At 42.4% G+C, this 24,886-nt stretch carries 23 protein-coding genes and 2 tRNA genes; 21 read left to right on the forward strand and 4 right to left on the reverse strand.

The window, feature by feature from the left end; genetic code table 11:
- Positions 1–61: 61 nt before the first annotated feature.
- Positions 62–2,452, reverse strand: a complete 2,391-nt coding sequence (locus RE474_RS02420) for an ATP-binding protein (RefSeq protein ID WP_309311401.1) — start codon at positions 2,450–2,452, stop codon at positions 62–64.
- Positions 2,453–2,891: 439 nt separating this feature from the next.
- Here RE474_RS02420 and serA point away from each other — a divergent pair, with 439 nt between their 5' ends.
- The 16 genes from serA (at position 2,892) to RE474_RS02500 (ending at position 14,354) form a co-directional block, all read left to right on the forward strand.
- Positions 2,892–4,463, forward strand: coding sequence for a phosphoglycerate dehydrogenase (gene serA / locus RE474_RS02425; protein WP_309311402.1), 1,572 nt, complete (start codon positions 2,892–2,894; stop codon positions 4,461–4,463).
- 166 nt (positions 4,464–4,629) lie between these two features.
- Positions 4,630–5,004 (forward strand): hypothetical protein, encoded by a 375-nt coding sequence (locus tag RE474_RS02430; protein ID WP_309311403.1) that lies wholly within the window; start codon positions 4,630–4,632, stop codon positions 5,002–5,004.
- Positions 5,004–5,480 (forward strand): DUF2240 family protein, encoded by a 477-nt coding sequence (locus tag RE474_RS02435; protein ID WP_309311404.1) that lies wholly within the window; start codon positions 5,004–5,006, stop codon positions 5,478–5,480. The genes RE474_RS02430 and RE474_RS02435 overlap by 1 nt, the downstream gene beginning before the upstream one ends.
- Before the next feature lie 133 nt (positions 5,481–5,613).
- A complete protein-coding gene (locus RE474_RS02440) occupies positions 5,614–5,994 on the forward strand; it encodes a 50S ribosomal protein L18e (protein ID WP_309311405.1) in 381 nt (126 codons plus the stop codon).
- A gap of 9 nt (positions 5,995–6,003) precedes the next feature.
- Positions 6,004–6,423 (forward strand): 50S ribosomal protein L13, encoded by a 420-nt coding sequence (locus RE474_RS02445; protein ID WP_309311406.1) that lies wholly within the window; start codon positions 6,004–6,006, stop codon positions 6,421–6,423.
- A gap of 17 nt (positions 6,424–6,440) precedes the next feature.
- Positions 6,441–6,845 carry a 30S ribosomal protein S9 gene (locus RE474_RS02450; protein ID WP_309311407.1) on the forward strand — a complete coding sequence of 135 codons (405 nt, stop codon included), beginning with the start codon at positions 6,441–6,443 and terminating at the stop codon, positions 6,843–6,845.
- 8 nt (positions 6,846–6,853) lie between these two features.
- On the forward strand, positions 6,854–7,042 hold the full coding sequence (locus tag RE474_RS02455; RefSeq protein WP_023846039.1) for a DNA-directed RNA polymerase subunit N: 189 nt from the start codon (positions 6,854–6,856) through the stop codon (positions 7,040–7,042).
- A 1-nt stretch (position 7,043) separates the two neighbouring features.
- Positions 7,044–7,142 (forward strand) — tRNA-Pro (locus tag RE474_RS02460).
- 203 nt (positions 7,143–7,345) lie between these two features.
- The gene (locus RE474_RS02465; protein ID WP_023846038.1) at positions 7,346–7,522 is read left to right on the forward strand and encodes a DNA-directed RNA polymerase subunit K; all 177 of its coding nucleotides are present in this window, start codon (positions 7,346–7,348) and stop codon (positions 7,520–7,522) included.
- A 25-nt stretch (positions 7,523–7,547) separates the two neighbouring features.
- Positions 7,548–8,204, forward strand: coding sequence for a 30S ribosomal protein S2 (gene rpsB / locus RE474_RS02470; RefSeq protein ID WP_309311408.1), 657 nt, complete (start codon positions 7,548–7,550; stop codon positions 8,202–8,204).
- A 70-nt stretch (positions 8,205–8,274) separates the two neighbouring features.
- On the forward strand, positions 8,275–9,072 hold the full coding sequence (locus tag RE474_RS02475) for an MEMO1 family protein (protein WP_309311409.1): 798 nt from the start codon (positions 8,275–8,277) through the stop codon (positions 9,070–9,072).
- 61 nt (positions 9,073–9,133) lie between these two features.
- Complete coding sequence (locus RE474_RS02480; RefSeq protein WP_309311410.1) at positions 9,134–10,051, forward strand: mevalonate kinase; 918 nt, start codon at positions 9,134–9,136, stop codon at positions 10,049–10,051.
- Positions 10,044–10,820 carry an isopentenyl phosphate kinase gene (locus RE474_RS02485; protein WP_309311411.1) on the forward strand — a complete coding sequence of 259 codons (777 nt, stop codon included), beginning with the start codon at positions 10,044–10,046 and terminating at the stop codon, positions 10,818–10,820. Before RE474_RS02480 ends, RE474_RS02485 begins: the two co-directional genes overlap by 8 nt.
- Positions 10,821–10,858: 38 nt before the next feature.
- Positions 10,859–11,962 carry a type 2 isopentenyl-diphosphate Delta-isomerase gene (fni, locus tag RE474_RS02490; protein WP_309311412.1) on the forward strand — a complete coding sequence of 368 codons (1,104 nt, stop codon included), beginning with the start codon at positions 10,859–10,861 and terminating at the stop codon, positions 11,960–11,962.
- 58 nt (positions 11,963–12,020) lie between these two features.
- Positions 12,021–13,367 (forward strand): RNase J family beta-CASP ribonuclease, encoded by a 1,347-nt coding sequence (locus tag RE474_RS02495; RefSeq protein ID WP_309311413.1) that lies wholly within the window; start codon positions 12,021–12,023, stop codon positions 13,365–13,367.
- Positions 13,368–13,388: 21 nt separating this feature from the next.
- Positions 13,389–14,354, forward strand: coding sequence for a polyprenyl synthetase family protein (locus tag RE474_RS02500; protein WP_309311414.1), 966 nt, complete (start codon positions 13,389–13,391; stop codon positions 14,352–14,354).
- A 166-nt stretch (positions 14,355–14,520) separates the two neighbouring features.
- On the opposite strand, the gene ppdK is transcribed toward RE474_RS02500, so the two are convergent.
- Positions 14,521–17,178, reverse strand: a complete 2,658-nt coding sequence (ppdK, locus tag RE474_RS02505) for a pyruvate, phosphate dikinase (protein WP_309311415.1) — start codon at positions 17,176–17,178, stop codon at positions 14,521–14,523.
- A gap of 378 nt (positions 17,179–17,556) precedes the next feature.
- Between ppdK and RE474_RS02510 the strand changes: the two genes are divergently transcribed.
- From RE474_RS02510 to RE474_RS02530, 5 genes are all read left to right on the forward strand, one after another.
- Complete coding sequence (locus RE474_RS02510) at positions 17,557–17,817, forward strand: H/ACA ribonucleoprotein complex subunit GAR1 (protein WP_309311416.1); 261 nt, start codon at positions 17,557–17,559, stop codon at positions 17,815–17,817.
- A gap of 104 nt (positions 17,818–17,921) precedes the next feature.
- The gene (locus tag RE474_RS02515; RefSeq protein WP_023846028.1) at positions 17,922–18,935 is read left to right on the forward strand and encodes a transcription initiation factor IIB; all 1,014 of its coding nucleotides are present in this window, start codon (positions 17,922–17,924) and stop codon (positions 18,933–18,935) included.
- 118 nt (positions 18,936–19,053) lie between these two features.
- Entirely contained in the window at positions 19,054–19,665 is a 612-nt protein-coding gene (locus tag RE474_RS02520) for a LysE family transporter (protein WP_309311418.1), read from the forward strand.
- Positions 19,666–19,667: 2 nt separating this feature from the next.
- The gene (locus RE474_RS02525; protein ID WP_309311419.1) at positions 19,668–20,669 is read left to right on the forward strand and encodes a class I SAM-dependent methyltransferase; all 1,002 of its coding nucleotides are present in this window, start codon (positions 19,668–19,670) and stop codon (positions 20,667–20,669) included.
- Positions 20,670–20,735: 66 nt separating this feature from the next.
- Positions 20,736–20,807 (forward strand) — tRNA-Thr (locus RE474_RS02530).
- 902 nt (positions 20,808–21,709) lie between these two features.
- On the opposite strand, the gene RE474_RS02535 is transcribed toward RE474_RS02530, so the two are convergent.
- Both RE474_RS02535 and RE474_RS02540 read right to left on the reverse strand, forming a co-directional pair.
- Positions 21,710–22,150 carry a potassium channel family protein gene (locus RE474_RS02535; RefSeq protein WP_309311420.1) on the reverse strand — a complete coding sequence of 147 codons (441 nt, stop codon included), beginning with the start codon at positions 22,148–22,150 and terminating at the stop codon, positions 21,710–21,712.
- A 109-nt stretch (positions 22,151–22,259) separates the two neighbouring features.
- Positions 22,260–24,659 carry a cache domain-containing protein gene (locus RE474_RS02540; protein ID WP_309311421.1) on the reverse strand — a complete coding sequence of 800 codons (2,400 nt, stop codon included), beginning with the start codon at positions 24,657–24,659 and terminating at the stop codon, positions 22,260–22,262.
- Between the last annotated feature and the right edge of the window lie 227 nt (positions 24,660–24,886).

Here is a 24,886-nt window from a genome sequence, read left to right on the forward strand (position 1 = left end):
GCATTAATAATTATACTCTTAGATTTTCATTTTTGATATTGGTCTTAAAATTGGTATAATATCAGTCGGTTTCGTGAATATCCGGATTGAACAGGGGAATGGATAGATGAACTGTTGTTCCCACTCCTTCCTCACTTTCCACTTCAATTGAGCCGGAATGTAATTCCACAATATTTTTTGCCAGGTACAGACCAAGACCATTTCCACCATAAATACGTGTGGCTGAGCCATCTACCTGATAGAACCTGTCAAATATCCTGTCCATACATGAACCGGGGATACCAATTCCATGGTCAGTAACCGAAATATGAGCATCCGTCTCTGATTCAGTGATCGTGATGGTAACTTTTGAGTCATTTGAGGAGAATTTGATAGCATTATCCAGAATATAAACAAAAAGGTATTTCAGGAATTCACAGTTTCCGTAAACAAGATGCATATCAGTAGGGCAGTCTTTTATTATACTGATACCTTTTTCTTCTGACTTCATTGAAAGACTGGTAATTGCATTGTCAAGGACATCTTTCAGATATATAGGTGAGAGCACATGGTATTTTTCGAAATAAAGTGAATTCATGTTAAGTAATGATTCTATCAGCCTTTCCAGACGCTCGGAATTGGAAACAATAATCTTCATGCACTGTTTTTGCTTGTCTTCCAACTCACCCAGAAGACCCTCATATATTACTTCACTATATCCTTTTATTGAAATCAGAGGAGTTTTTAATTCATGGGTTATGTTTGCAACAAACTCATCTTTCATCCGGTCCAGCGATTTCAGTTCCTCATAGGCTTTGCGGGTCTCATTAAGAAGACGTATATTCTCCACAGTTATGCCTATCTGGCGACCTACATTACCCAATATATTGAGATCGGATTTTGAGATAATAGTATCCTGGTCAGGCATGAGTAAAATAACACCCACAAGATCCTCGCGGGATATAATTGGTATGTAAACTAATTTCCCAATGCATTCTGAATCGATGATCCACTTCAGGCATCCCTCTATCTCATCGACTTTTCCGGAAATCCATGTACTCTTAGTGTCAGGAATCAACTTGAACAGCGGATCATCTTCCTTTAAGCAGTCCAGCCTTTCAATTATCTTATCCCTGAAACCTGTGGAAAAGCACAAATTAAATTTATGCTCTGCTGAATTAAAAAGGTAAACAGAACCTGTAGAACAACCAACATACGAGTTTATTTCTTTCAAAATATCCCTGAGGAAATCTTTCATTTCCATTGAACTTGCGGCTATCATAGCCGTGGACTGGAGTATCAAAAGATTGCGATTCTTTCTTTGCAGATCTTCCTGGACAAGTGAAATTTCTGTTATATCCTGAGTCGTTCCCTGAAACAGCATTTGCCTTCCCTCGCTGTCCCATGTTACCTCACCAAGAGAATGGAGGATGCAGATGCTTCCATTCTTTTTGATAAACCTGGTTTTAATGTCAAATTTGTATCCGGGTATAGTTAGTGCAAGTTCTGTACATGATGAGAAAGTCTCCCTGTCTTCCGGATGCATCCTTTTATAATAATGATCCCTTCCAATGTTGATTTCTTTAGGAGAATAACCCATTAAGTAATACATTTCATCTGACCAGAAATGCTTCTTTGTACGCAGGTCGACCTCCCAGCTCCCTAAATGCGATATTTCCTGCGCCCTGGACAGCCTTTCACGGTGTTTCAGGATGGATTCCTCTGCTTTTTTTAGTTCGATGCTATCAATAAAAATGTCACCGACAACTCTCATGAGTTTGACATAATTCTGTGGCCATTCCTTTTTACGGTCGATTGTATCGAATCCAAGAAAACCGATCATTTTTCCGCCGGACTGCAGGGGTATAGAGAGTACTGATCCAATACCTTCCTCCTGTAATACGCTTTTTTCCCTGCTGGCAGAAGGTGGTAGCTTTGAGGTATCAGGTATATGGACTATCTCGGGACTGGCCATTTTTTCCATCCACCACGGAAAATCACGGCCGGGATAGTTGTACATTTTTCTATTATCCCTGTCATTAGTATGCCACTGGTATACAATATCATTCTCATCCGGTTCCGAGGACAGTAATATAAGGTAGCTGCGATCAGCATCTGCAAAATCAGCTATTTTTTTAAGTGAATGTTCAATTGCATTGTCAATATGTTCTGATTTTTTACCAATGAAATTTGAAGAAATCTCTGCGACAAGGTTCTCGAACCTTAACTGGGATAGTAATTCATTTTCAGCAAAATGGCATTTCTGAGACATTTTTGAAACGGTCATCCCGAAAAGAAGGAAGCCAAAAAATACAAAAGTCCTTACATAAAAGTCATAGAATGTTTCTTTTTGTTCAAGGGAAAATGGCAATATATTCACAGAAAAGAGTAGATGAGCTATGTAGGTATCTGCAATTAGAAATGTCAGACCGAAACATATTGAAATCAGTATTATCCTTACGTCTTTTCTCATATACGTTCCTACTGCAAAAAGAAAAATTCATTTCAGCAGTTATTAATGCTTTAATTCTTTTTCAACGGCATTTAGGCTTATATTAGGCAAATATTGAGGATTTTATATATAACTTCCTATTTTATCGTGATTAAAGATTAAGGACTAAAATTATTAAGCAGATAATGATAAATTTGAAAGATTTGCATGGTGATTTTTATTCCAAAGATGAGAATTTATTTACAATTCTTCTTTATATTATTAAGCACTTAAATTCTTAAAGAGACAAGTATATGTAAAATGGTGCATTTACAAAGCAGGTTAAAATAGGTTGAGGTTACTTGACGAAATCAAAACCTTACGGGCATTATGTAGAAAAAGATATAATTGCATTTGTCCTTTTAACCTATTAAATCAAAATGCGCAATTATTATTGCACTTATCTGCGGAGATATACAAAATGAAAGTACTAGTTAGTGATCCATTATCAGAACAGGGATTAACGATACTTCAGCAGCATTTCACAGTTGATGTCATTACAAAGCTTTCCGAAGAGGAACTTGTAGAGAAAATACCGGAATATGACGCGCTTGTCATAAGAAGCGGAACACAGGTTACAAGAAAGGTAATCGAGGCTGCCGACAAGATGAAGATCGTGGGCAGAGCAGGCGTCGGTGTTGACAACGTAGACGTAGAAGCAGCAACAGAGAAGGGAATTATAGTTGTTAATGCGCCTGAGGGTAACATGCTTTCTGCCGCAGAACATACAATTGCCATGATGATGGCACTTGCAAGGAACGTGCCACAAGCCGACGCTTCCCTTAAAGCTAAAAAATGGGAACGCAGCAAGTTCATGGGAGTAGAAGTAAACGGAAAGACCCTTGGTGTTATCGGACTTGGACGCATTGGTGCTGAGGTTGCCAAGAGGGCACAGGGCATGAACATGAATATCCTTGCATACGATCCTTTTGTCTCAGATGAGAGAGCAAAGGAGATGGGTGTGAAGATGATGACCGTCCATGAAATCGTAAAGGAAGCTGATTTCATTACAGTTCACACACCACTTACCAAGGATACCAGAAATATCATCGATGCTGAAGAGTTTGGCATGATGAAGAGCAACGCAAGGATAATCAATTGCGCACGTGGCGGTATCATCAATGAAGAATCTCTTGCAGAAGCACTTAACAGTGAGAAGATAGCAGGCGCAGCAATCGATGTTTTCACCAGTGAGCCACCTTTTGACGGACCGCTTCTTGACTGCAAGAACATTATAGTTACCCCCCACCTCGGAGCTTCAACTGAGGAAGCACAGATCAATGTAGCAGTTTCAGTTGCAGAAGAAGTTGTTGCTGTACTTAACGGTGGAACTGCAAAGAACGCAATTAACATCCCTTCCGTAAAACCAGAGCTTATGACAATGCTTGCTCCTTACATCCAGCTCGCTGAGACAATGAGCAATGCATGTGCGCAACTCCTTGGCAAGAACTACGAGAAGATCTCAATATCATATAATGGTGACATCGCTGAGAAAGACACCAGACCGGTCACAGTTGCCGCAATCAAGGGTATGCTTCAGGTTGCCCTGGGTTCTGCAGTAAACTATGTAAACGCAGGTGCCCTGGCAAAGTCAAGGAAAGTAGAAGTTGTCGAAAGCAAGTCCGAGACAACTGAAGAGTTCAGCTCCACCATAAAGATTGAAGTTACAATGGGTGATGAGAAGGTATCTATTGGAGGTACTGTTATCGCTGGCAAAGGAAAGATCATCAGTGTCAATGGTGAGCACGTAGATATCGTGCCCGCAGGCTATATGATCGTTGCAACACACGTTAACAAACCAAATGTCATCGGACCATGCTGCCTTGTACTTGGAAAGAATGATATCAACATATCCGGCATGCAGGTAGGAAGAGCTGAAATAGGTGGAACTACCATAATGGTACTTAATGTTGATTCAGAAGTGCCTGAGGATATATTGAAAGAGATGAGGTCTGTTGAAGGAATTATCGACGCCAAGCTCATCAAATTATAAATAAGACTTAAAATACGGGATCTTAAATTATAAATTAAAAGGATGGTAGCAGCTAAAAATGATGCGAAAGCGAATTTATCATCGATTTCCGCACAGAACTGTGGAGTTTGAACAGAAATACCGCTACCATTCGGACCTACCTTTTTTTGTGAAAGTGATGGCGAACATGGATGGAAAGTTCGGCATGTTCGTTACCGAATCAGTGACCAAGAGAGGGCACCGCATCCAGGCAAAAAGAGAGATTAGTGTGGAGATCGTTGCTAATGGAATTGATTTTTCACATCTGAACTATGATACCGTGGATGGCGTACTTGATACTCTTGAACCTGAAGGAATCGTGGATTTCAGGATACACCTGAGATACAGCTACCTTGACGGAAAGTACAACCGTGTACCATTCAGGGGAGACATCTACCTTGTCAGGGCCATCCTTGAGCACGAACTGCTAGTTCTCCAGATCAATCATATAGACGGTCCGAAGAGAACCGAATGCGGCCGGCTTGCTGATACTATTATAGATGAACTTCGCAGAGGTTCCTGATGGACGAGCTGATGCTTGTTGCAGCCACCCCTTTCAAGAGAAATAATAAAAAATCCCTGTCAATTAAGGATTTTGAATTCGTGCTGTCCTTTGATCTTAAATGGATGGCACCTGATGCTGCATCCAAAATAAGGGACAAGGCGATTGGGGCACAGTTGCTTAGGTTTGAAGGGGCAGAGCTTACACCTGCATTTGATATTTCAAAAATAGAGATACCTCATGGTTTCAAACCTTCGGGTTCACTATTTCAGGAAAGGTCAATTATAGAAGATATCATTGCCATGATCGTTGCCAGCTGTGGTAAAAATACCAAAGATACCATAGTGATGATCAATAATAAACAGGAAGAACTTGATGATCTTGTAGATATTGAAATTGCGGGACTTCTTGTTGCAAGGGAACTGGGATGCAATATTGATTCGATCTATGACCGTGTTTATAGTAAGGTCCTTGGAACCGGGGATAAATCCACATAATCTTTATGTACTATTAATGTTATTCAGACACCAGTCTGAGTTTACAGACTCTATGTTCTTACTTAACTGACACCTAACGGATGTTCGAACGCACCTTGTGCGTGAGTGAGACAAACTCTTGCGGAGGAACATTATGAGCAAGACTACAAACGTAAAAATCCAAAGAAAGACAAACCCTCGCACTCCTGTGCTCATTGCAGCACTGAAGGAAGGGGCACGCCAGAACGAAGTCGCAATCTGGAGAGATGTGGCTAAGAGGCTGGAAAAACCTGGCAAGAACTATGCACAGGTAAACCTCAGTAAGATCAACAGGTACGCAAAGGACGGAGAAACTGTCATTATTGCAGGAAAAGTACTTGGCGCAGGACTCCTTGAGAAGGCAGTCACCGTTGCAGCATACAACTTCAGTGTAACCGCAATGGAAAAGATCGAAGAGGTTGGCGGCAAATGCCTGACCATCGAACAGATCATGGAAGAAAACCCAAAGGGATCAGGTATTAAGATCTTGCAGTAGGTGAAGAAAATGACAATTATCGATGCAGAAGGACTTATTCTGGGCAGACTTGCAAGTACTGTTGCAAAAAAGCTGCTTGCTGGTGAGAAAGTCGAGATAGTCAATGCTGAGAAGGCAATAATCTCCGGTTCAAAGTACACTACAATGAGAGAGTATGATGAAACCGTAAGAAGAGGAAAGCCTGAATTCGGTCCTTATTTCCCAAAGAGACCAGATCGCATTATTAAGAGAACAATAAGAGGTATGCTTCCTCACAAACGTGCAAGAGGAAGAGCAGCAATGGCTAACCTTAAGGTATACGTTGGCGTTCCAATGGAACTTGAGAACAAGGAATGCATAACGATCGAAGAGGCAAACATGGACCGTCTCAGTTCAAACAAGTACCTCAAACTCGGCGACCTCAGTATAAAACTCGGTGCTAAGTTCTAAGAAGGAGGAAGATCATAATGACTACTAAAGTTATAACCTCATCAGGTAAAAAGAAGACAGCTATTGCACGCGCAACAGTGAAGAAGGGAACCGGAAAGGTGCGCATCAACAAGAAGCCACTCGAGATCTTTGACCCGGAGTTTGCAAAGCTCAAGATCACAGAAGCAGTTATGCTTGCCGGAGAAGTTGCTGAAGGCGTGGACATAGATGTTACAGTAAGTGGCGGTGGAATTATCGGTCAGGCAAATGCCGCAAGGACTGCAATTGCAAGAGGTATTGTAGACTGGACCAATGACACAGCCCTTAGGGATGCTTACATGGCATACGACCGTAATCTCCTGGTTAACGACTCCAGGCAGAAGGAAACCAAGAAATTTGGTGGACCAGGTGCACGTGCCAAATATCAGAAATCATACAGGTAGGCGAAAGGATGTTACCAGTTCGATGTTTCAGCTGTGGAAAAGTTGTCTCAAACGTTTGGGAAGAATACAAACAGCGTGTTGCTGAAGGTGAAGACGCAGCTGCTGTACTGGATGACCTCGGGGTTGTCCGCTACTGCTGCAGAAGGATGATCCTTTCACACGTCGAGCTAGTAGATACACTTGCCCCATACCAGTAAGGGGACCGTAGGGTAGCCTGGACCATCCTTCGGCGTTCGGGACATATGTATTTACTATGCGAAACACGCCGGAACCTGAGTTCAAATCTCAGCGGTCCCATGCCCTTCAATAAACCACACTGGTTTGGCTTGAAATGTTATATGACCACATTCGGAGGGATTCCGAATAAAATTATATTTATCAGGGTTATCATTGACCGCATTAATGGCTATTCATACAGGAATACTTTTTGGAAGCAATAGGGGTAGCTATCTACAAATGGGCTGTTGATATTTCCATATATATTTTGATCAGGTGATCTATTGACTACTGAACATTACACCAGGTATGAAAAGGCAAGAATCGTTGGTGCGAGAGCACTTCAGATTTCAATGGGAGCTCCGGTGCTCATCGATGATCCAAGCATGAACTCATTATTCCTTGCCAAGAGAGAATACGAACTTGGGGTTATCCCAATTACTGTTAAAAGAGAGATTTAATTATTCAAATTTTTAAGGTGATTTTATGGATTCAATTGAAGAAACTACAACTAATGAAGTTACTACTGAAGCAATAACAACCGAGGCAGGAGAAGAAACAAAAACAACTTCCCTTGTACCTATAGACGAGTACCTTGCAGCAGGTGTACACATCGGTACCCAGCAGAAGACCGAGAACATGATGAAATTCGTGTACCGTGTCAGAACAGACGGCCTTTATGTACTTGACATCCAGGCAACCGATGAGAGAATTAAGCTCGCAGCTGCATTCCTTGCAAACTATGACCCAAGAAGAATACTTGTGGTTTCCGCAAGACAGTACGGCCAGTTCCCTGCAAAGATGTTCGCAAAGGCAATTGGTGCAAAGTCAATGGTCGGAAGATTCATTCCGGGAACACTCACAAACCCAAAGGTAGAGTACTTCTACGAGCCTGATGTAGTAATTGTAACCGACCCAACCGGTGACGCACAGGTAATCAAGGAAACTGTAAATGTAGGCATTCCTGTTGTTGCACTCTGTGACACTAACAACATGACATCAAACGTTGACCTTGTAATCCCAACAAACAACAAAGGTAGAAAGGCACTTTCCCTTGTCTACTGGCTGCTTGCAAGAGAGATCGCAAAGGCCAATGACTCAATGTTCACTTACGAACTTGAAGACTTTGAAGCTGGAGTCTGAGCTGACAACTTGTTAAGCATACTACATATAATCAAAAACCCTTATAGAATAATATAGGGTGATCAGTAGTATGAGACAAACAACCGTTGCCGGTCAATTCTACCCGCAAAATCCGAAAAGTCTTAAAAAGGAACTTAGCAGATGCTTTAAGTATGTGGCTACCTCAGAGGAGCCCATCCTTGGTGCTGTTGTACCTCATGCAGGATATGTTTATTCAGGAGAGGTAGCAGCACAGGCATATGCCCGGCTCCCAAAAGCAGACACATATGTTCTGTTTGGTCCGAACCATACAGGATACGGTTCTGCCGTAGCTCTTTCCCAGGATAGCTGGGCAACTCCGTTTGGTGTTGTAGAAACTGACAGGGAAATTGGAAAGCAGCTAGCCGGATCCATTATAGACTTTGATGAGCTTGCGCATCATTTTGAGCATTCCATAGAAGTGCAGATACCATTTTTGCAGCATCGATTTGGCAGTGATTTTTCAATACTTCCAATATGTATGGGACTTCAGGATGAAGAAACCGCCATGGAAGTAGGAGCAGAAGTCGCCAGAGCAGTTAAAGCTACAGGAAAGAAAGTGGTTTTTATCGCATCCAGTGACTTTACGCATTATCAGCCGGATTCTGTTGCAAGAGAACAGGATAGCTACCTGATAGAAGCTATACTGAACATGGACATCCCTGAGTTTTACAGACGCAGGGACGAAAAGAATATTTCTGCGTGTGGATTTGGACCTATAGCAGCTATGCTTACAGCTTCAAAAGAATTTGGAGCAAGTAGAGCCTCACTGATAAAGTATGCAACCAGTGGAGATGTTAGCGGGGATATGACAGGAGTTGTCGGATATGCAGCAATCACTATCGAATAAAGGTCAATAAGACCTACATTCACAAATTAGATCATAATATCAGATAAGGATCAGGAAAACTATGATCACATGCTCCGCACCCGGAAAAGTTTACCTTTTTGGTGAACATGCAGTCGTATATGGAGAAAACGCTATCTGCTGTGCAGTTGAACTTCGCACGAAAGTAAGTGTGGAAAAATCCGATGAAATAATTATAGAATCGGTTCTGGGAAGTACCGGACTGGACCATGATACCCATCCTTATGTCTCTTATGTAATCGAAAAGATGCGCCAGTTTGCAGACATTCAGGGTGTACGAATATCCATAGAATCAGAACTGCCGGTAGGTTCCGGACTTGGATCATCAGCAGCAGTTACTGTTGCAAGCATTCAGGCATTGAATCATCTTTATGAATGCGGCCTTTCCCTGGAAGACATAGCAAAGACAGGGCATGAAATAGAAAAAATGGTTCAGGGTAATGCAAGTCCTACTGATACATACGTCAGCACCATGGGTGGTGTTGTAATGATTCCGCAGAGGAAGAAACTGAACCTTATCAATTGTCCGATTGTGGTAGGCAATACTCACAAATTCTCTTCAACAAAAGAACTTGTAGGCAATGTTGCAAAACTACGCAACGATTTTCCGTCTGTTGTTGAGCCCATACTCTCTAATATAGGACAGATGTCTATTTTAGCAGAAAGACTGGTTGCTGAAGGCGACTATGAAACCATCGGAAAACTCATGAACATAAATCAGGGGCTTCTGGATGCCATTGGTGTTGGCAGTGCAGAGCTTTCAGCCCTGGTATATGCAGCCCGTAGCAGTGGTGCCATTAGTGCCAAGATCACAGGAGCAGGCGGCGGAGGTTGCATGGTTGCACTTGCTAAAGAAAACAATTCAGAAGATATCGCAAAAGCAATAGAGAATGCCGGCGGAGAAGCCATAATTACACAAAATACGGCCGAAGGCGTGCGATTGGAGTCATTGCATGGATAACACTAATATAACTATCCTGAAGATTGGCGGTAGTGTCATCACAGACAAAAGTGCTGATGACGGTGCTGCAAGAATAAATGAGATAGAAAGAATAGCATCTGAGATAGCTGGGTTTGAAGGAAAACTTATCATCGTACATGGAGCAGGGTCATTCGGACACCCACAGGTCAAGCGTTTCGGACTTACCGGGAAATTCGACCATGAAGGCTCTATAATTACACATATGTCAGTAAGGAAACTCAACACAATGGTTGTTGAAGCCTTAAACTCTGCAGGAGTTAATGCATTACCCGTACATCCAATGGCATGTACCTTATCAGGCAACAGCCGCATAAAGAGTATGTTCCTTGAGCAAATCGAAGAAATGCTTGCAAATGGATTCGTGCCTGTTCTTCATGGTGACATGGTGATGGACACCGAACTTGGAACCTCGGTCCTTTCAGGTGACCAGATCGTCCCGTATCTTGCAATACAGATGAAAGCATCAAGAATAGGAATTGGAAGTGCGGAAGAAGGAGTGCTTGATGATAAAGGAGGAGTAATACCCCTTATCAACAATGGAAACTTTGATGAAATAAAGACATATCTTGGCGGTTCTGCCAATACTGATGTAACCGGTGGAATGCTGGGAAAAGTACTTGAGCTTTTAGAACTAAGTGAGCAGTCAAACAGTACTTCTTATATATTTAATGCAGGCAATACTGGCAATATATCTGATTTCCTGAATGGTAAGAACATTGGTACCGCAATTGGCACCGGGACAATTTAATAAATGCATTTTGTAGACTTAATATAAAGGTATTAATCATGAGTACTTCCAGAAGAAAGATCGAACATCTAGAACTATGCGCTGCAAGTCCGGTAGAATCGAGGAAAACAAGAGCAGGGTTTGATGATGTGATGCTTGTTCACAGGGCACTTCCTGAGATGAACATGAATGAGATCGATACATCGGTCCGTTTTCTGGAAAAGGAAATGAATGCACCTTTCATGATAGCCTCCATTACAGGAGGACACCCCGAAACAACTGCAGTCAATGCTGCACTTGCTGAAGCTGTAGAGGAACTCGGACTTGGCATTGGTGTTGGTAGCCAGCGTGCAGCTATTGAAGATCCATCCCAGGAAGAATCGTTCCGTGTTGTAAGGGATAAAGCACCCAGTGCATTTGTTTATGGCAATATAGGTGCAGCCCAGATAAGGGAATACGGTGTGGAAGGCGTTGAAAAGATCATCGAGATGATAGATGCAGACGCTATTGCAGTTCACCTGAACTTCCTGCAGGAAGCAATCCAGCCGGAAGGTGACAGAGATGCATCAGGTGCTCTTGAAGTAATAAAAGATATATGTTCACTGGCAGTGCCGGTCATCATCAAAGAAACCGGTGCAGGCATATCACATGAGGACGCATTCATTCTTAAAGAGGCAGGTGTTGCTGCCATTGATGTTGGCGGTGTTGGAGGCACGAGCTGGTCAGGCGTAGAAGTTTACCGTGCCAGAGAAAGAATGGACACCGAATCCGAAATGCTTGGAGAATTATTCTGGGACTTTGGAATACCTACGGTTCCAAGCATAGTGGAATGCAGCGTATCACTCCCGGTAATAGCCACAGGAGGCTTGAGGACCGGACTCGACATTGCAAAATCAATCGCTCTTGGAGCTTCAGTTGCAAGTGCTGCGCTTCCTTTTGTGGGACCAGCCCTACAAGGAAAGGATGCAGTGGTCAAAAGCATAGAACACATGCTGAAAGAAATGGAAGTTGCAATGTTCCTTTGCGGATGCAGGGATCTTAAAGATCTGCACCTTGCACCAGCAGTAATCAGTGGCTGGACACGTGAGTATCTGGAACTGCGTGGATTTAACGTAAAGGACTTTGCCCTGCGCTCAACAAACAAAGACTTCCAGAGAGTTTAACATTCATCAATTAAAGGGATATTTAAATAAAAATACTTTAATAATTAGAGGTTAATATATGACAGAAATAGGAATTATTGCAGTCGGCGGATATAATGAAATGGGCCGCAATATGACTGCCATCAGGATCGACGAAGATATAATCATCGTTGATATGGGTCTTCGCCTGGACAGGGTCCAGATACATGAAGATGTAGAAATAGATAAAATGCATTCACTTGAACTTATCGAGATGGGAGCCATCCCGGATGACACCATCATGAAGGAAGTGAACGGAAATGTGCGTGCAATAGTCTGTACACACGGACACCTTGACCACATTGGTGCAATTTCAAAACTGGCACACAGATATACTGCACCAATAATCGGAACTCCATATACAACAACCCTCATCAAACACCAGATAGACTCTGAGAGAAAATTTGGAGTAAAGAACAATATTGTATCCTTGAATGCTGGTGACTCACTGGAGATTACAAAGGAAATCTCTATTGAATTCGTCAACACCCAGCACAGTATAATCGACACTGTTTTCCTTGTAATCCACACAATAAGCGGATCAATTGTCTATGCATGTGACTTTAAGCTTGACAGGACCCCAACCCTTGGAGAAGCTCCTGATTTTAAAAGACTCAAGGAACTTGGAGAAGAAGGCGTCATAGCTTTAATCACAGAGAGTACCAATGCAGGGCGCAATGGTAAAGCACCTTCTGAAATGATTGCACATTCAATGCTCAGAGATGTACTCCTTGAGACTGAAGAATCAGATGTAGGTATGATCGTTACCACATTCGCATCACATGTTGCACGTGTGAATTCCATTGTGAAGTTCGCCCAGGAAATGGACAGGATACCTGTACTGATGGGTAGTTCTATGGAGAGATACATCGCAACAGCTCACCAGATGGAATACATCGAGCTTCCTGAAAATGTTGAGATCTATGGAAACCGCAGAGAGATAGACAAAGCTCTTGCAAAGATCATGGAAAAGGGCAAAGACAAATACCTGCCAGTTGTCACAGGACACCAGGGAGAACCAGGTGCCGTACTTGGAAGGATTGCAAACGGTGAAACACCTTTCAAGATTGACAGGGGAGACCGTATAATATTCTCGGCAAATATAATTCCAAACCCAATGACGCAGGCAAACCGCTATGCACTTGAGACAAAATTGAAGATGCGCGGAGCCAGGATTTATGATAACGTCCATGTTTCAGGACATGCATACCGCGAAGATCACTGGGAACTTCTCAGGATGCTCAAACCGGAGCATGTGATTCCTGCGCATGGAACCATACAGATGCACAGCGAGTATATCCAGATGGCAGAAGATGCCGGATACGTACTTGGTGACACTCTTCACCTTCTGAGGAACGGAGAAGAGCTCTACATTGATGAAGAGTAAAATTTTAAAACAGGGATGATTATGGATCTTATCGAAGAGATTAAAAAACGTTCATCACATGTCGATAAAGGAATAGAGGAATATTTACCCATTGACAAACCGTATGAACTTTACAAGGCAGCAAGATACCTTCCTGATGCTGGTGGTAAAAGACTGCGGCCGGCAACAGTGATACTTGCAGCAGAAGCTGTTGGCTCTGATCTTGAAACCGTCCTCCCGGCAGCGGTGGCAGTTGAGCTTGTCCACAATTTCACACTTGTACATGATGACATTATGGACAGGGATGATATTCGCCGTGGAATGCCTGCTGTCCATATAAAATGGGGAGAAGCAGGAGCCATCCTTGCAGGAGATACCCTTTATTCAAAGGCTTTCGAGATACTTACACATGCATCAGGCGAGCCAGAACGCATCCTTAAATGCATAGACATTCTTTCCAAGGCCTGCAGGGACATCTGCGAAGGCCAGTGGATGGATGTTGAATTTGAGAGTCGCAACGATGTCACAAAGGAAGAATACCTTGAGATGATCGAGAAGAAGACCGGTGTGTTATATGCAGCTTCAATGCAGATCGGTGCAATTCTTGGAGGAGCATCCGAGGAAGTATCAGATGCATTCTATGAATTCGGAAGACTCATAGGTATTGCATTCCAGATCTACGATGATGTCATTGATATGACAACACCTGAGGAAATCCTCGGTAAAGTAAGGGGCAGCGACCTCATGGAAGGAAAGAAGACCCTGATTGCCATTCACGCACTCAACAAAGGTGTCGAGCTCAGGATATTCGGCAAGGGCGAAGCCACAACCGAAGAGATCAACGAGGCAGTTCAGCAGCTTGAAGATGCAGGTTCAATCGATTATGTCAGAGACCTTGCACTGGACTATATTGCAAAAGGAAAAGATCTTCTCAATATTGTTGATGATTCAGAATCAAAGACAATTCTTCTTGCAGTTGCAGATTATATGATCACAAGATCATACTGATCTGCATATTCTTCTTTTTCACTTTTTAATGGCATCTCTTGTCCTAATCAGTGTTTTGCTGAGCTGTGCATTTAGAAATTTTCAAAGCTAACGCTCTAAACCTAAAAAAGAACAAAAGCGATAGTTGAAAAAAATAAGAAATAAAAAAGAGAATTGAAATCAGGATTTAGTTATCCTGCTTTTCAATTACTGCCTGTGCTGCTGCAAGTCTTGCAATTGGCACACGGAAAGGTGAACAGCTTACGTAGTTCAGTCCGATATTGTATCCGAACTTAACGGAGTTTGGTTCTCCACCATGTTCACCACAAATTCCTATTTTAATATCAGGTCTTGTGGAACGTCCTTTCTCAATACCTATCTTGACAAGTTCACCAACACCTTCCTGGTCAAGGATTGCAAATGGGTCGCTTGGAAGAATTGAGTTCTCAATATAGAATGGAAGGAACTTGCCTGCATCATCCCTGCTGAAACCAAATGTAGTCTGTGTAAGGTCATTGGTTCCGAATGAGAAGAATTCTGCTTCCTTTGCGATCTTGTCTGCTGTGAGTGCTGCCCTTGGAAGTTCGATCATGGTACCTACCATGTATTCAAGTTTGCAACCTTTCTCAGCCATAACAGATTCTGCAACTGCAACAAGGTCTTTCTTTGTGGAACTGAGTTCGTTCACATGTGAGATAAGTGGAATCATGATTTCAGGAACTATATCCATTCCGCCTGCCTTAAGCTCACATGCCGCTTCGATTATAGCACGAACCTGCATCTCATAGATCTCAGGGTATGTGATTCCAAGACGACATCCACGGTGTCCGAGCATCGGATTTGTCTCTTCCATGGAATCAACACGTTCCAGTATCTTGTGAATACGCTCGATCTCTGCTGTACTTGCACCTTCTGCTTCAAGAGATGCAAGTTTCTCTGCTATCTCATCGTGTTTTGGAAGGAACTCATGAAGTGGCGGGTCAAGAAGACGGATTGTGACCGGGAAACCTTCCATAACCTTAAAGATTCCAATAAAGTCCTCTTTCTGCATTGGAAGGAGCTTTTCAAGAGCTGCTTTTCTGATTTCGGTGTCTTCTGCAAGGATCATTTCCCTTACTGCAGGAATACGGTCATCTCCAAAGAACATGTGCTCTGTTCTGCAAAGTCCGATACCCTCTGCACCGAAGTCCCTTGCGACCTGTGCATCGTGTGGTGTGTCCGCATTTGTTCTGACACCCATTTCCCTTACTTCGTCTGCCCATGCAAGAAGTGTATCAAGTTCTCCGCTTACACCAGGGGTTACAAGCTCAACCTCACCAAGAATGAGACTACCGGTACTTCCATCAATGGTCACATAATCTCCTTCGTTGATTGTGATATCACAAACAGAGAATGAACTGCATGCCATGTCGATGGTTACTGAGCCACATCCTGCAACACATGGTTTACCCATTCCTCTTGCAACTACTGCTGCATGTGAGGTCATTCCACCTCTTACGGTCAGGATTCCCTGTGCTGCATCCATGCCGCCAATATCTTCCGGTGAAGTTTCAGTACGTACCAGAATTACTTTTTCATTGGATTTTGCCATTTCTTCGGCATGCTCTGCGGTGAAAACAACTTTACCCACAGCAGCGCCGGGGGATGCTGGAAGGCCGGTTGCAACAACTTCATATTCGGCCTGAGAATCAATGGTAGGATGTAAAAGACGATCGATCTGTTCGGGGGAAACTCTTGTAACTGCTGTTCGTTTGTCAATGAGACCTTCATTGACCATATCAACAGCAATTTTTAACGCCGCCGCCGCAGTTCGTTTACCAGTACGGGTCTGCAACATGAATAATTTGCCTTCCTCAATGGTAAATTCGATATCCTGCATATCCCTGAAGTGATCTTCCAAGTTCATGTAGATTGCTTCAAGCCTTGCATATGCCTCAGGCATGTTATCCCTGAGAGTAGATATTGGCTCTGGAGTTCTGATACCTGCTACGACATCCTCACCCTGTGCATTCATGAGATATTCACCGAAGAAGCGCTTATCTCCTGTTGCAGGGTCCCTTGTGAATGCCACGCCGGTTCCTGATGTCTCACCCATGTTACCATATACCATAGACTGCACGTTAACAGCTGTACCCCATTCGCCTGGAATGTTGTTAAGACGCCTGTAAGTTATAGCACGCTGGTTGTTCCATGAGTTGAAAACTGCATCTATTGCCATCTGGAGCTGCTCGCGTGGATCCTGAGGGAAATCATTACCTGTTTCCTTTCTGATGATTGCCTTGAACTCTTCTGCAAGTTCTTTAAGGGCATCTGCATTCAGGTCAGTATCCATTGTAGCACCAAGGCTCTTTTTCTTAGAGCTGAGAACAGATTCGAACTTTTCATGCTCAATATCAAGCACTACATCACCGAACATGGTGAGGAACCTGCGGTAGCTGTCATATGCAAACCTCTCATTACCCGTCTTCTTAGACAGGCCTATGACTGTATCATCATTTAGACCAAGATTCAGAACAGTGTCCATCATTCCTGGCATAGATACCCTTGCACCGGATCTGACAGAAATAAGTAATGGATTTTCAGTATCCCCAAACTTCTTGCCAGTGACCCCTTCGAGCTTTATTATCGCGTTGTTTATCTGGTCAATAACCTCTTCAGGATAAGCCCCTTTTTCAAGATAAAGTAAACAAACATCTGTTGTTATAGTAAATCCTGGTGGAACAGGGATTCCCAGATTGGCCATCTCTGCTAGGTTGGCTCCTTTGCCACCCAGCAGATCTTTCATACTATTTTTACCTTCAGTTTCTTCGTTTCCGAAAAAATATACGAATTTGTTATCTGCCACCGAATTTCCTCCATGCATAGAACATATGATGGACATTCAATTAGTATTAAGTCGTGCCACAATTGTTCTTTTATAACTTTAAGGTTGTGGTCTGTGATTGAGTGTCATAGTCACTACATATTTATCAAAACATGAACATAAAAACAAGATTGGTGTCATGATTGGTGTCATTAAATTTGAGTTATAATTAAATGAGAAAACAGGCAACTACAATCAAAATAATACGGCATCATATAGTGGTATAATTCAGGGATAGCCCCGAGGATAATAGATATGTTTTTGTACTGAAAAAAACTAATATTAAAATGCTTACGATAGGTTTATATACAATAAGCAGGACATATAGTACAAAAACCTAAATACAATAAACGAAGACATATGAAAAGATTAGGTCAGATACTGCATATTTCTAAGCAGAATGAAATCGTCGTCAGAGGCGATGAAAAACAGTTCTCCGGGTCAATGAGGGACTTGCCGCGAATAAACTCTTTTGTTCTTGACAAATCCATAAAACCCATCGGAAAGGTTTCCGGCATATTTGGTCCAGTGGATCAGCCTTATTTTACTCTGAAGCCTGACAAGAAAGTTGTAGCTTCCGGATTGGAACGACTTGTGAATGAACGGGTTTACGTTCAATGAAGGATTGCAGGTTATATGATATATTGCTTATGCTGTGAGCTGTGAATGACTGAGGATACACATATCAAATATATTTTCATGAGAGATTATTTAAAGGTGATAGAATGGTCGAAGTAGAAAGGGTACGATATTCCGATACTTCCGAAAGGGAGAAGATACGTGCAATGATCAAAGCACGTAAAGAGAAAGATAAGAGCGCTGAAGTTGAAAAAGCAAAAGTCCAGTGTCCTGAGTGTGGCAGCCGCAACCTCGTACAGGACTACGAGAGAGCTGAACTCGTATGTTCTGACTGTGGACTTGTTGTTGACGCAGAATTCGTTGATGAAGGACCAGAATGGCGTGCTTTCGATCATGACCAGAGGATGAAGCGTTCCCGTGTGGGTGCACCAATGACCTACACGATCCACGACAAAGGTCTGTCCACAATGATCGACTGGAGAAACCGTGACTCATACGGTAAATCCATTTCATCAAAGAACAGGGCACAGCTTTACAGGTTGAGAAAATGGCAGCGTAGGATAAGAGTAAGTAACGCTACGGAAAGGAACCTTGCGTTCGCTCTGTCTGAACTTGACCGTATGGCATCAGCTCTTGGTCTGCCAAGAACTGTACGTGAAACCGCCGCTGTAGTTTACAGGAAGGCAGTTGACAAGAACCTCATCCGTGGAAGGAGTATTGAAGGTGTTGCAGCAGCAGCATTGTATGCAGCATGCCGCCAGTGCAGTGTTCCAAGAACACTTGACGAGATAGGAGAAGTATCAAGGGTAAGCAGAAAAGAGATTGGAAGGACATACCGCTTCATCTCAAGAGAGCTTTCACTGAAACTCATGCCAACATCACCAATAGACTACGTACCAAGGTTCTGTTCAGGACTTAACCTTAAAGGTGAAGTACAGTCCAGAGGTGTGGAGATTCTCAGGCAGGCTTCCGAGAAGGAGCTTACCAGTGGCCGTGGCCCAACCGGTGTAGCAGCAGCTGCAATCTACATTGCATCAATTCTTTGTGGCGAGCGCCGTACACAGCGTGAGGTCGCCGATGTTGCAGGTGTAACAGAAGTTACCATCCGTAACAGGTACAAAGAGCTTGCTGAAGAGCTTGACATTGAGATCATTCTCTAAGCACAGAATACGAATACAAATCTATAAAAACAAAGGAAGGTTCGTACCACCACTTCCTTTGTTAAACTCTTTTTTACAAATCTTTTTTAACACTTAATTCGATTAAAGAGCGTAGACTATGTTCGAACTGTTGCAAATGCTGGCAATTGGATTTGTCGTGGGAATGACCGGAGCGCTTGTACCCGGACCAATGCTTTTTGTGACAATAGATACATCCCTGAAAAGAGGTTGGAAAGCAGGCCCTGAGATTTTTGCAGGTCATGCTATACTGGAATTCCTTGTTTGCATACTGATAATCTACGGAATTACAGCAGTCAGTGACAACACAGTCATGGCAATATCAATTCTCGGAGGAGCCACACTTGTTGTGTTTGGGATACTGACAATAAAGAACGCAAAAGGTGCTGCAAGCTCAATGCACCAGCACGACAAAGCAACATCTAAACCGGTATTAGCAGGAATAGTAACGTCGGCATCGAACCCTTATTTCTGGCTATGGTGGCTTGCAGCCGGAAGTGCTCTTATTCTTCAGGGACTTGAGATAGGCTTGATTGCAGCCGTGATGTTTATGATTGGACACTGGCTTGCTGACCTTGGATATTTCACTGTTGTTTCCACATCCTTCAGCAAGGGAAAGAAGCTCATGTCCCCAAAGGTTTATGAAAGGGTACTGCTCTCTTGTGGTCTGTTCCTTGTCCTGTTCGGGTCATGGTTTATCATAGGTACGTAGACATGAATAAAAGTTGCATCAAGGTTTTGAAGAAAAAAGGTGAGCCAATACGCAGGTTACTGCTGGAAATGGACCTGCTGGATAATTCCTCACGCATTAGCTCAGTTGGAGATTTTCTCTTACTTCCACTCACAAGAAAGCCAGAAGAAGCTGAACTGAATGAACTTCCCGGAGAGTTTGAACTCACTGAGCATGAGTTTGAGGAGCAGAAAGGACAGTTAAAACTTGAAGACCTGCTGGAAGTCGTACCTCATTTTGAAGTCGTGGGAGATATCGCACTTATCGAAGATGACGTTGCCGAACCTGAGAAGGTGGCAGATGCCATCATGAAAGTAAAGAAGAACGTTAAGACAGTCCTTGCTGCCATGAGCCCTGTTGAGGGAGAGTTCAGAACCCGCAGGTTCAGGACTGTTGCAGGAGAGGACAGGACATCCACAATACACCGGGAATATGGTTCAAGATTCTACATTGACCTTGAAAGAGCTTATTTCACACCACGTCTTGCAACCGAGCGATCACGCATACTTGAGCAGGTGACAGAAGGCCAGACCGTTGTGGACATGTTCGCAGGTGTCGGCCCATACAGCATAATGTTTGCCAGGAAGAGTCCTGACATCCGTGTGATTGCCATAGATAAGAACCCGGATGCTGTTGAGTTCCTGCGCCGCAATGTCGAGCTCAATTCAGTTCCAAACGTGGAAGCTATAGAAGGCGATGCTAACCTTGAAGCTGAAAAATATGCCGGTACTGCAGATCATGTGATTATGAACCTGCCTCACAACGCTAATGAATTCCTTGACGCTGCTGTGAAACTTTGTGCACCTAACTGTATCATTCACTATTACGATATTACTCCCGAGGACGACCTTTTCGAGAGTTCCCTTAAACTCATCGATGAGGCTGCAAAAAGAGCAGGAAGAATTACTGAACTTGTAGAATCCCGTGTCGTCCGTTCCTATGCACCGCACCAGTTCAATGTCTGCATTGAAGTGAGAGTGCTCTAGCCGATATTAATATAGCTAAGCGAAATTATTAAATCATTATATAGAATTATACTGTCGTTCAGTTTTGCCTCTGTGGCTTAGGGGTATAGCGGCTGATTCGTAATCAGCAGGTCGGGGGTTCAAATCCCCCCGGGGGCTTCTTTTTTCTAATCTTGAATCTGCAGGTGAATTATTACTTTCACTTTACTAGGCTAATAGTTATAAAAATAAATTAGTTGTAGATGTATGAGTATTTACAACCGTGAAAGGAACCTCAGCAAAGCTGAAAAACGGATTAAAGATACTTCATTTCTACTGGAGCTTTCAAAGCACCTTATTAGTGTAAAAATAGTGTTGTAGGCCAACTGTGGCACATACATCTTAATCATGTACCTAAGGGAACAGGGGAAAAAGCCAGAGGCGCCGTGAAGAGACGTAAATGCTGGATAGTCTGGATATTTTAGAGGAAAAGAGAATTTAGTAAAAACAGTAGCAAGGGATATTGGATATTTTGAAAAACAGATGTCTTTTACAGTTCCATAAATCCCAGTAGCTCCACCGGAAACGATGAAGAGTTCCTTTTGTTTATTTCTTGCTTGTTGCTACAGGATTTATTCTATATAATTGAAATTTCTAAGGAATTACATTAAAAAGTGTGAATAATCTATAGCTTATGCTGTCTATAATCAACTAATTACTCTGCTATACCTAAGTGTATTATGATTAGATCTAACTCCAATTTTACGGCAAATTCCAAGTTCCTTGAATTCTTTTGCTAATTGCTTTGCTTGACTATAACTATCAACTATGAAAGGTTCCTGTTCTGAAAAATGTCGGGGTTAACAGGTTTCAGGTTCTTTTTGCGTTCTTTGTATGGTCGGATTACCCCGGAATCTACAAAGACGTGACCGAATATCTTTTTGAAGCCTATGTTAAAGGTGGTGCAGAAATTGATGAGAGGATCTTTTGCTTTTTCCCATAGGCGTTTGGTTTTGAAGAATACTTTAGTGCAGCTCTCGTGAGCTATGTGAGTATCCTTTCAACCTCTAATAAAACCCTACCTATCGACCACTATTATCCTCTAAATCATCCTTAATATTCTCCAGGATATCCTTTTCCATCTCTTCAAGGGTATCACCGGAATCCCAGAGGAAATTAGGGAGACCATGGGTCATTCCTTCCACATGCTGTTTTCTGAAATACTCGCCAGCGGCAGTAACAAAGCCCAGCAATATTCCAATTCCTGTGAAAACATACAGAATGGTGAACATCTTACCAAGGTCGGTTTGAGGTGCAAGATCACCGTAACCTATGGTTGTCAGGGTAATCACTGAGAAATACAGGGCATCAAGCCATTTCCAGTCTTCTACCGAATGATATACAACCGTTCCAAAAGCCAGTGTAAATATAACAAGCACAAAAAAACTTCTGAATTCCGGCTGTTTGAGCATTTTGTAGAGGGAACGCAGGTATATGAAGAATGTGAGAAAGAATGGAAACATGGTTATTCTATTACTAAATCTTTCTTCATATCCAAATACTATTCGCTATTCGTGTTAAATCATGTTAGTTAAAGGATCATACAAAGATTCCATAATCCTCATCATCTATTCAGGCACCTGTAGAAATAGGCCGCAGAACACAGGCAACCCAATTCAATCCCGGATATTCCCTGTATCCCTTGGTTCTGCATGCACCATAGATATACTTCTGGTCATTGAATTCAAAAAGACCGGAAACTTTCTCTCCAGACTGCAAAGCGGAAACTTCAACGGGAAGAGTCAGAATAGAACCTACGGAAAAATCATCCTCGCCTGTCGTCTCTATCACTTCAAAATCCCGGTTAACGTAAACAGCAACACTGCCGGAGATAACATCACCTTTGCGGTCTTTTGGCAGACATGTTTCCAAAATCGTTTTAGCTTCAGTGTCCCAATCGAACATGACACCAAGAACTCCGATGGACTTACCTTCACGTGCTCCGTGTTCACGAACACCACCGGCATATATCAGAGAACGTGGTTTATCCTTTTCCAGAGGGGAATCCATAACGTCCTGAACAGCATACTGACTTGACCTGGAAGTACGAGCTCCCTCCTGGAACCAGATATGTTCAGACACATCAAACTCACTAAGCTCATCCATCAATTCAGTATTCGAACATGCCCTGATAACACCGTTAGAATCCGCCAGAACCAGGTTCCTGTACATGGTATAACTGCCATTGATGACTCTAAGCCGGTCGCTGGCCTTCATGAATTCCTCTTCTGAAGGGTACGAAAGAGCTTTCCAGAAATATTCATCAGTTGACCACCAGCGAATATCAGCCGCCCGTTCAAAGAGATTCCTGTCAACAAGATCGATAGCCTGTTTAGCAAAGTTTTCCAGCGTCTTTAAATTCAACTGCAATTCAACGGCTGCCATCTCCTGAAGCAGTTCTTCCATTTTAGACGTAATGAAATTGCTGGAATGAGTGATCTGACTGAAAATAGGCCCCAATTGGTCACCCCTATTTCCCATTTTTGAAGCGTATATGGTCCCGTTAAGCGATATTAATTGAATATCATTTTTGTCATTCTGTATTTTTGCATAGGTCTGTTTGTTTATATCCGGGTTGATATTGGAATTCATTAACTCCCTAGACTGAATATTAAACCCGCCTTCCTGTATATTTTCTGCAAAAATATGTGATTTTGGAAGAATCACATGAGAACTCCAGCCAAGCCCGCGATATTCAAGATAACCGTCAGTTCTGGAAGAAAATATAGCTGAATCTACTCCTTCAAAAGCCATATAGGTATTGACCTGCTCACCATCAGCAAGAGCACGGTTATTCCTTGGAATATGAGCTTTTTTCCCTACCTCAAGAATGTCTTCATCCGTAGAGGCAATTATTTTTCCATCGCTGCTGGTAAACATCGAATAGCAGCCATCCTGTATTACCCCTGACTCGGTCAAAGGCATATATTCATCCAGGATGATCCTGGTCTCTCCCTGAAAATCAAAAAAGATTCCCATGGTCCCAAGCACGTTTCCACGCTCATTACTATTTTCACGAACGGCAGTCGAATATACAAGAGATAATTGTTCCTCTACCTTTGATGAACAAATATCCTGTGCAACATACTCTGTCCCGTTTTGAGTTTTCAAAGCCCTGGTAAACCAGTTTTCATCATTTACATTAAGCCCTAAAACTTCCGATCTTCGAAGGCTGTTCGAATTAGCAATTATATACCCTTCTGAATCGGTAATAACAAGATCCCTATAAAGTGTGTAGGAAGTATTGATATCTTCCAGCCTGTCGCAGGCAAAAGATATCTTGGAATCCAGATCCATCAGATCCTGCAAAAAACCTTCCAAAACCCTTTGGTCTTTTTCCTCACCCTGATACTTATAGCAAAGGTGTTTGAATCTTCCTATAAATTCCTTAAAAGCACCATCTTTCAATAATTCCGGGAATTTTCTGAGATCATCAGTAATTTTAAGATCGACATCCGATACTGCCAATGAAAAAGAAACATCTTGTTCACCGGTATTTTCGAAATCCCGGACTTGAGAAAGACTCTGGTTTTCATCCAGTATTCGTAAAACAGATATTGTTTTTTGTTTGGTTTTTTCGTAAAATGAAATACAGTCGCTAAATGCAGTTTCCAGTGCCCACCATCTTACGTCACAGGTCCTCTCAAGGAGATTCCTGTCAATAGTGTTGATCTTATTATAGGCAGTAGTGAGAAGAATAGATTCATGTTGCTCTTCTTTGGCAACATAATATTGGTCAAATAGCTTCTTTGTTATCTGCAATAACTGTCTGGAGAAATCTTCCACGCGTTTCATCAATTCAGTGATCTGCTCCCTCTCCATTGTATTTTCACTGATTGCAACAGCTATGGTTTTTCCCTGAACGCATACCGGAATAATTACATTCAGTTCACTGATGATTTCTTCATAAAACTCCCGATGTTCAAAACGTATAGAGGGATCAAATACACTAAAACTTTTTACATCACCCATCTCAATTCCCCTGGACATTTACCTTTTTTATTTTTGGTTCACTTCAACATCGTGCTGATAATGTTGATATTTCTGCCACTGAATAATCAAATTTGACTATTAAAAGAATAAATTATTCATTCATTATAGCTTTCAAGTTGAATAGGCAAATATATTCCTATAAGATATATATAAATATGCCCATAATATGAAATGTTAAGCTTTTGCGGTTAAAACTTGTATGAAAT

It is taken from the genome of Methanolobus sediminis (genome assembly GCF_031312595.1).
Lineage (GTDB): Archaea > Halobacteriota > Methanosarcinia > Methanosarcinales > Methanosarcinaceae > Methanolobus > Methanolobus sediminis.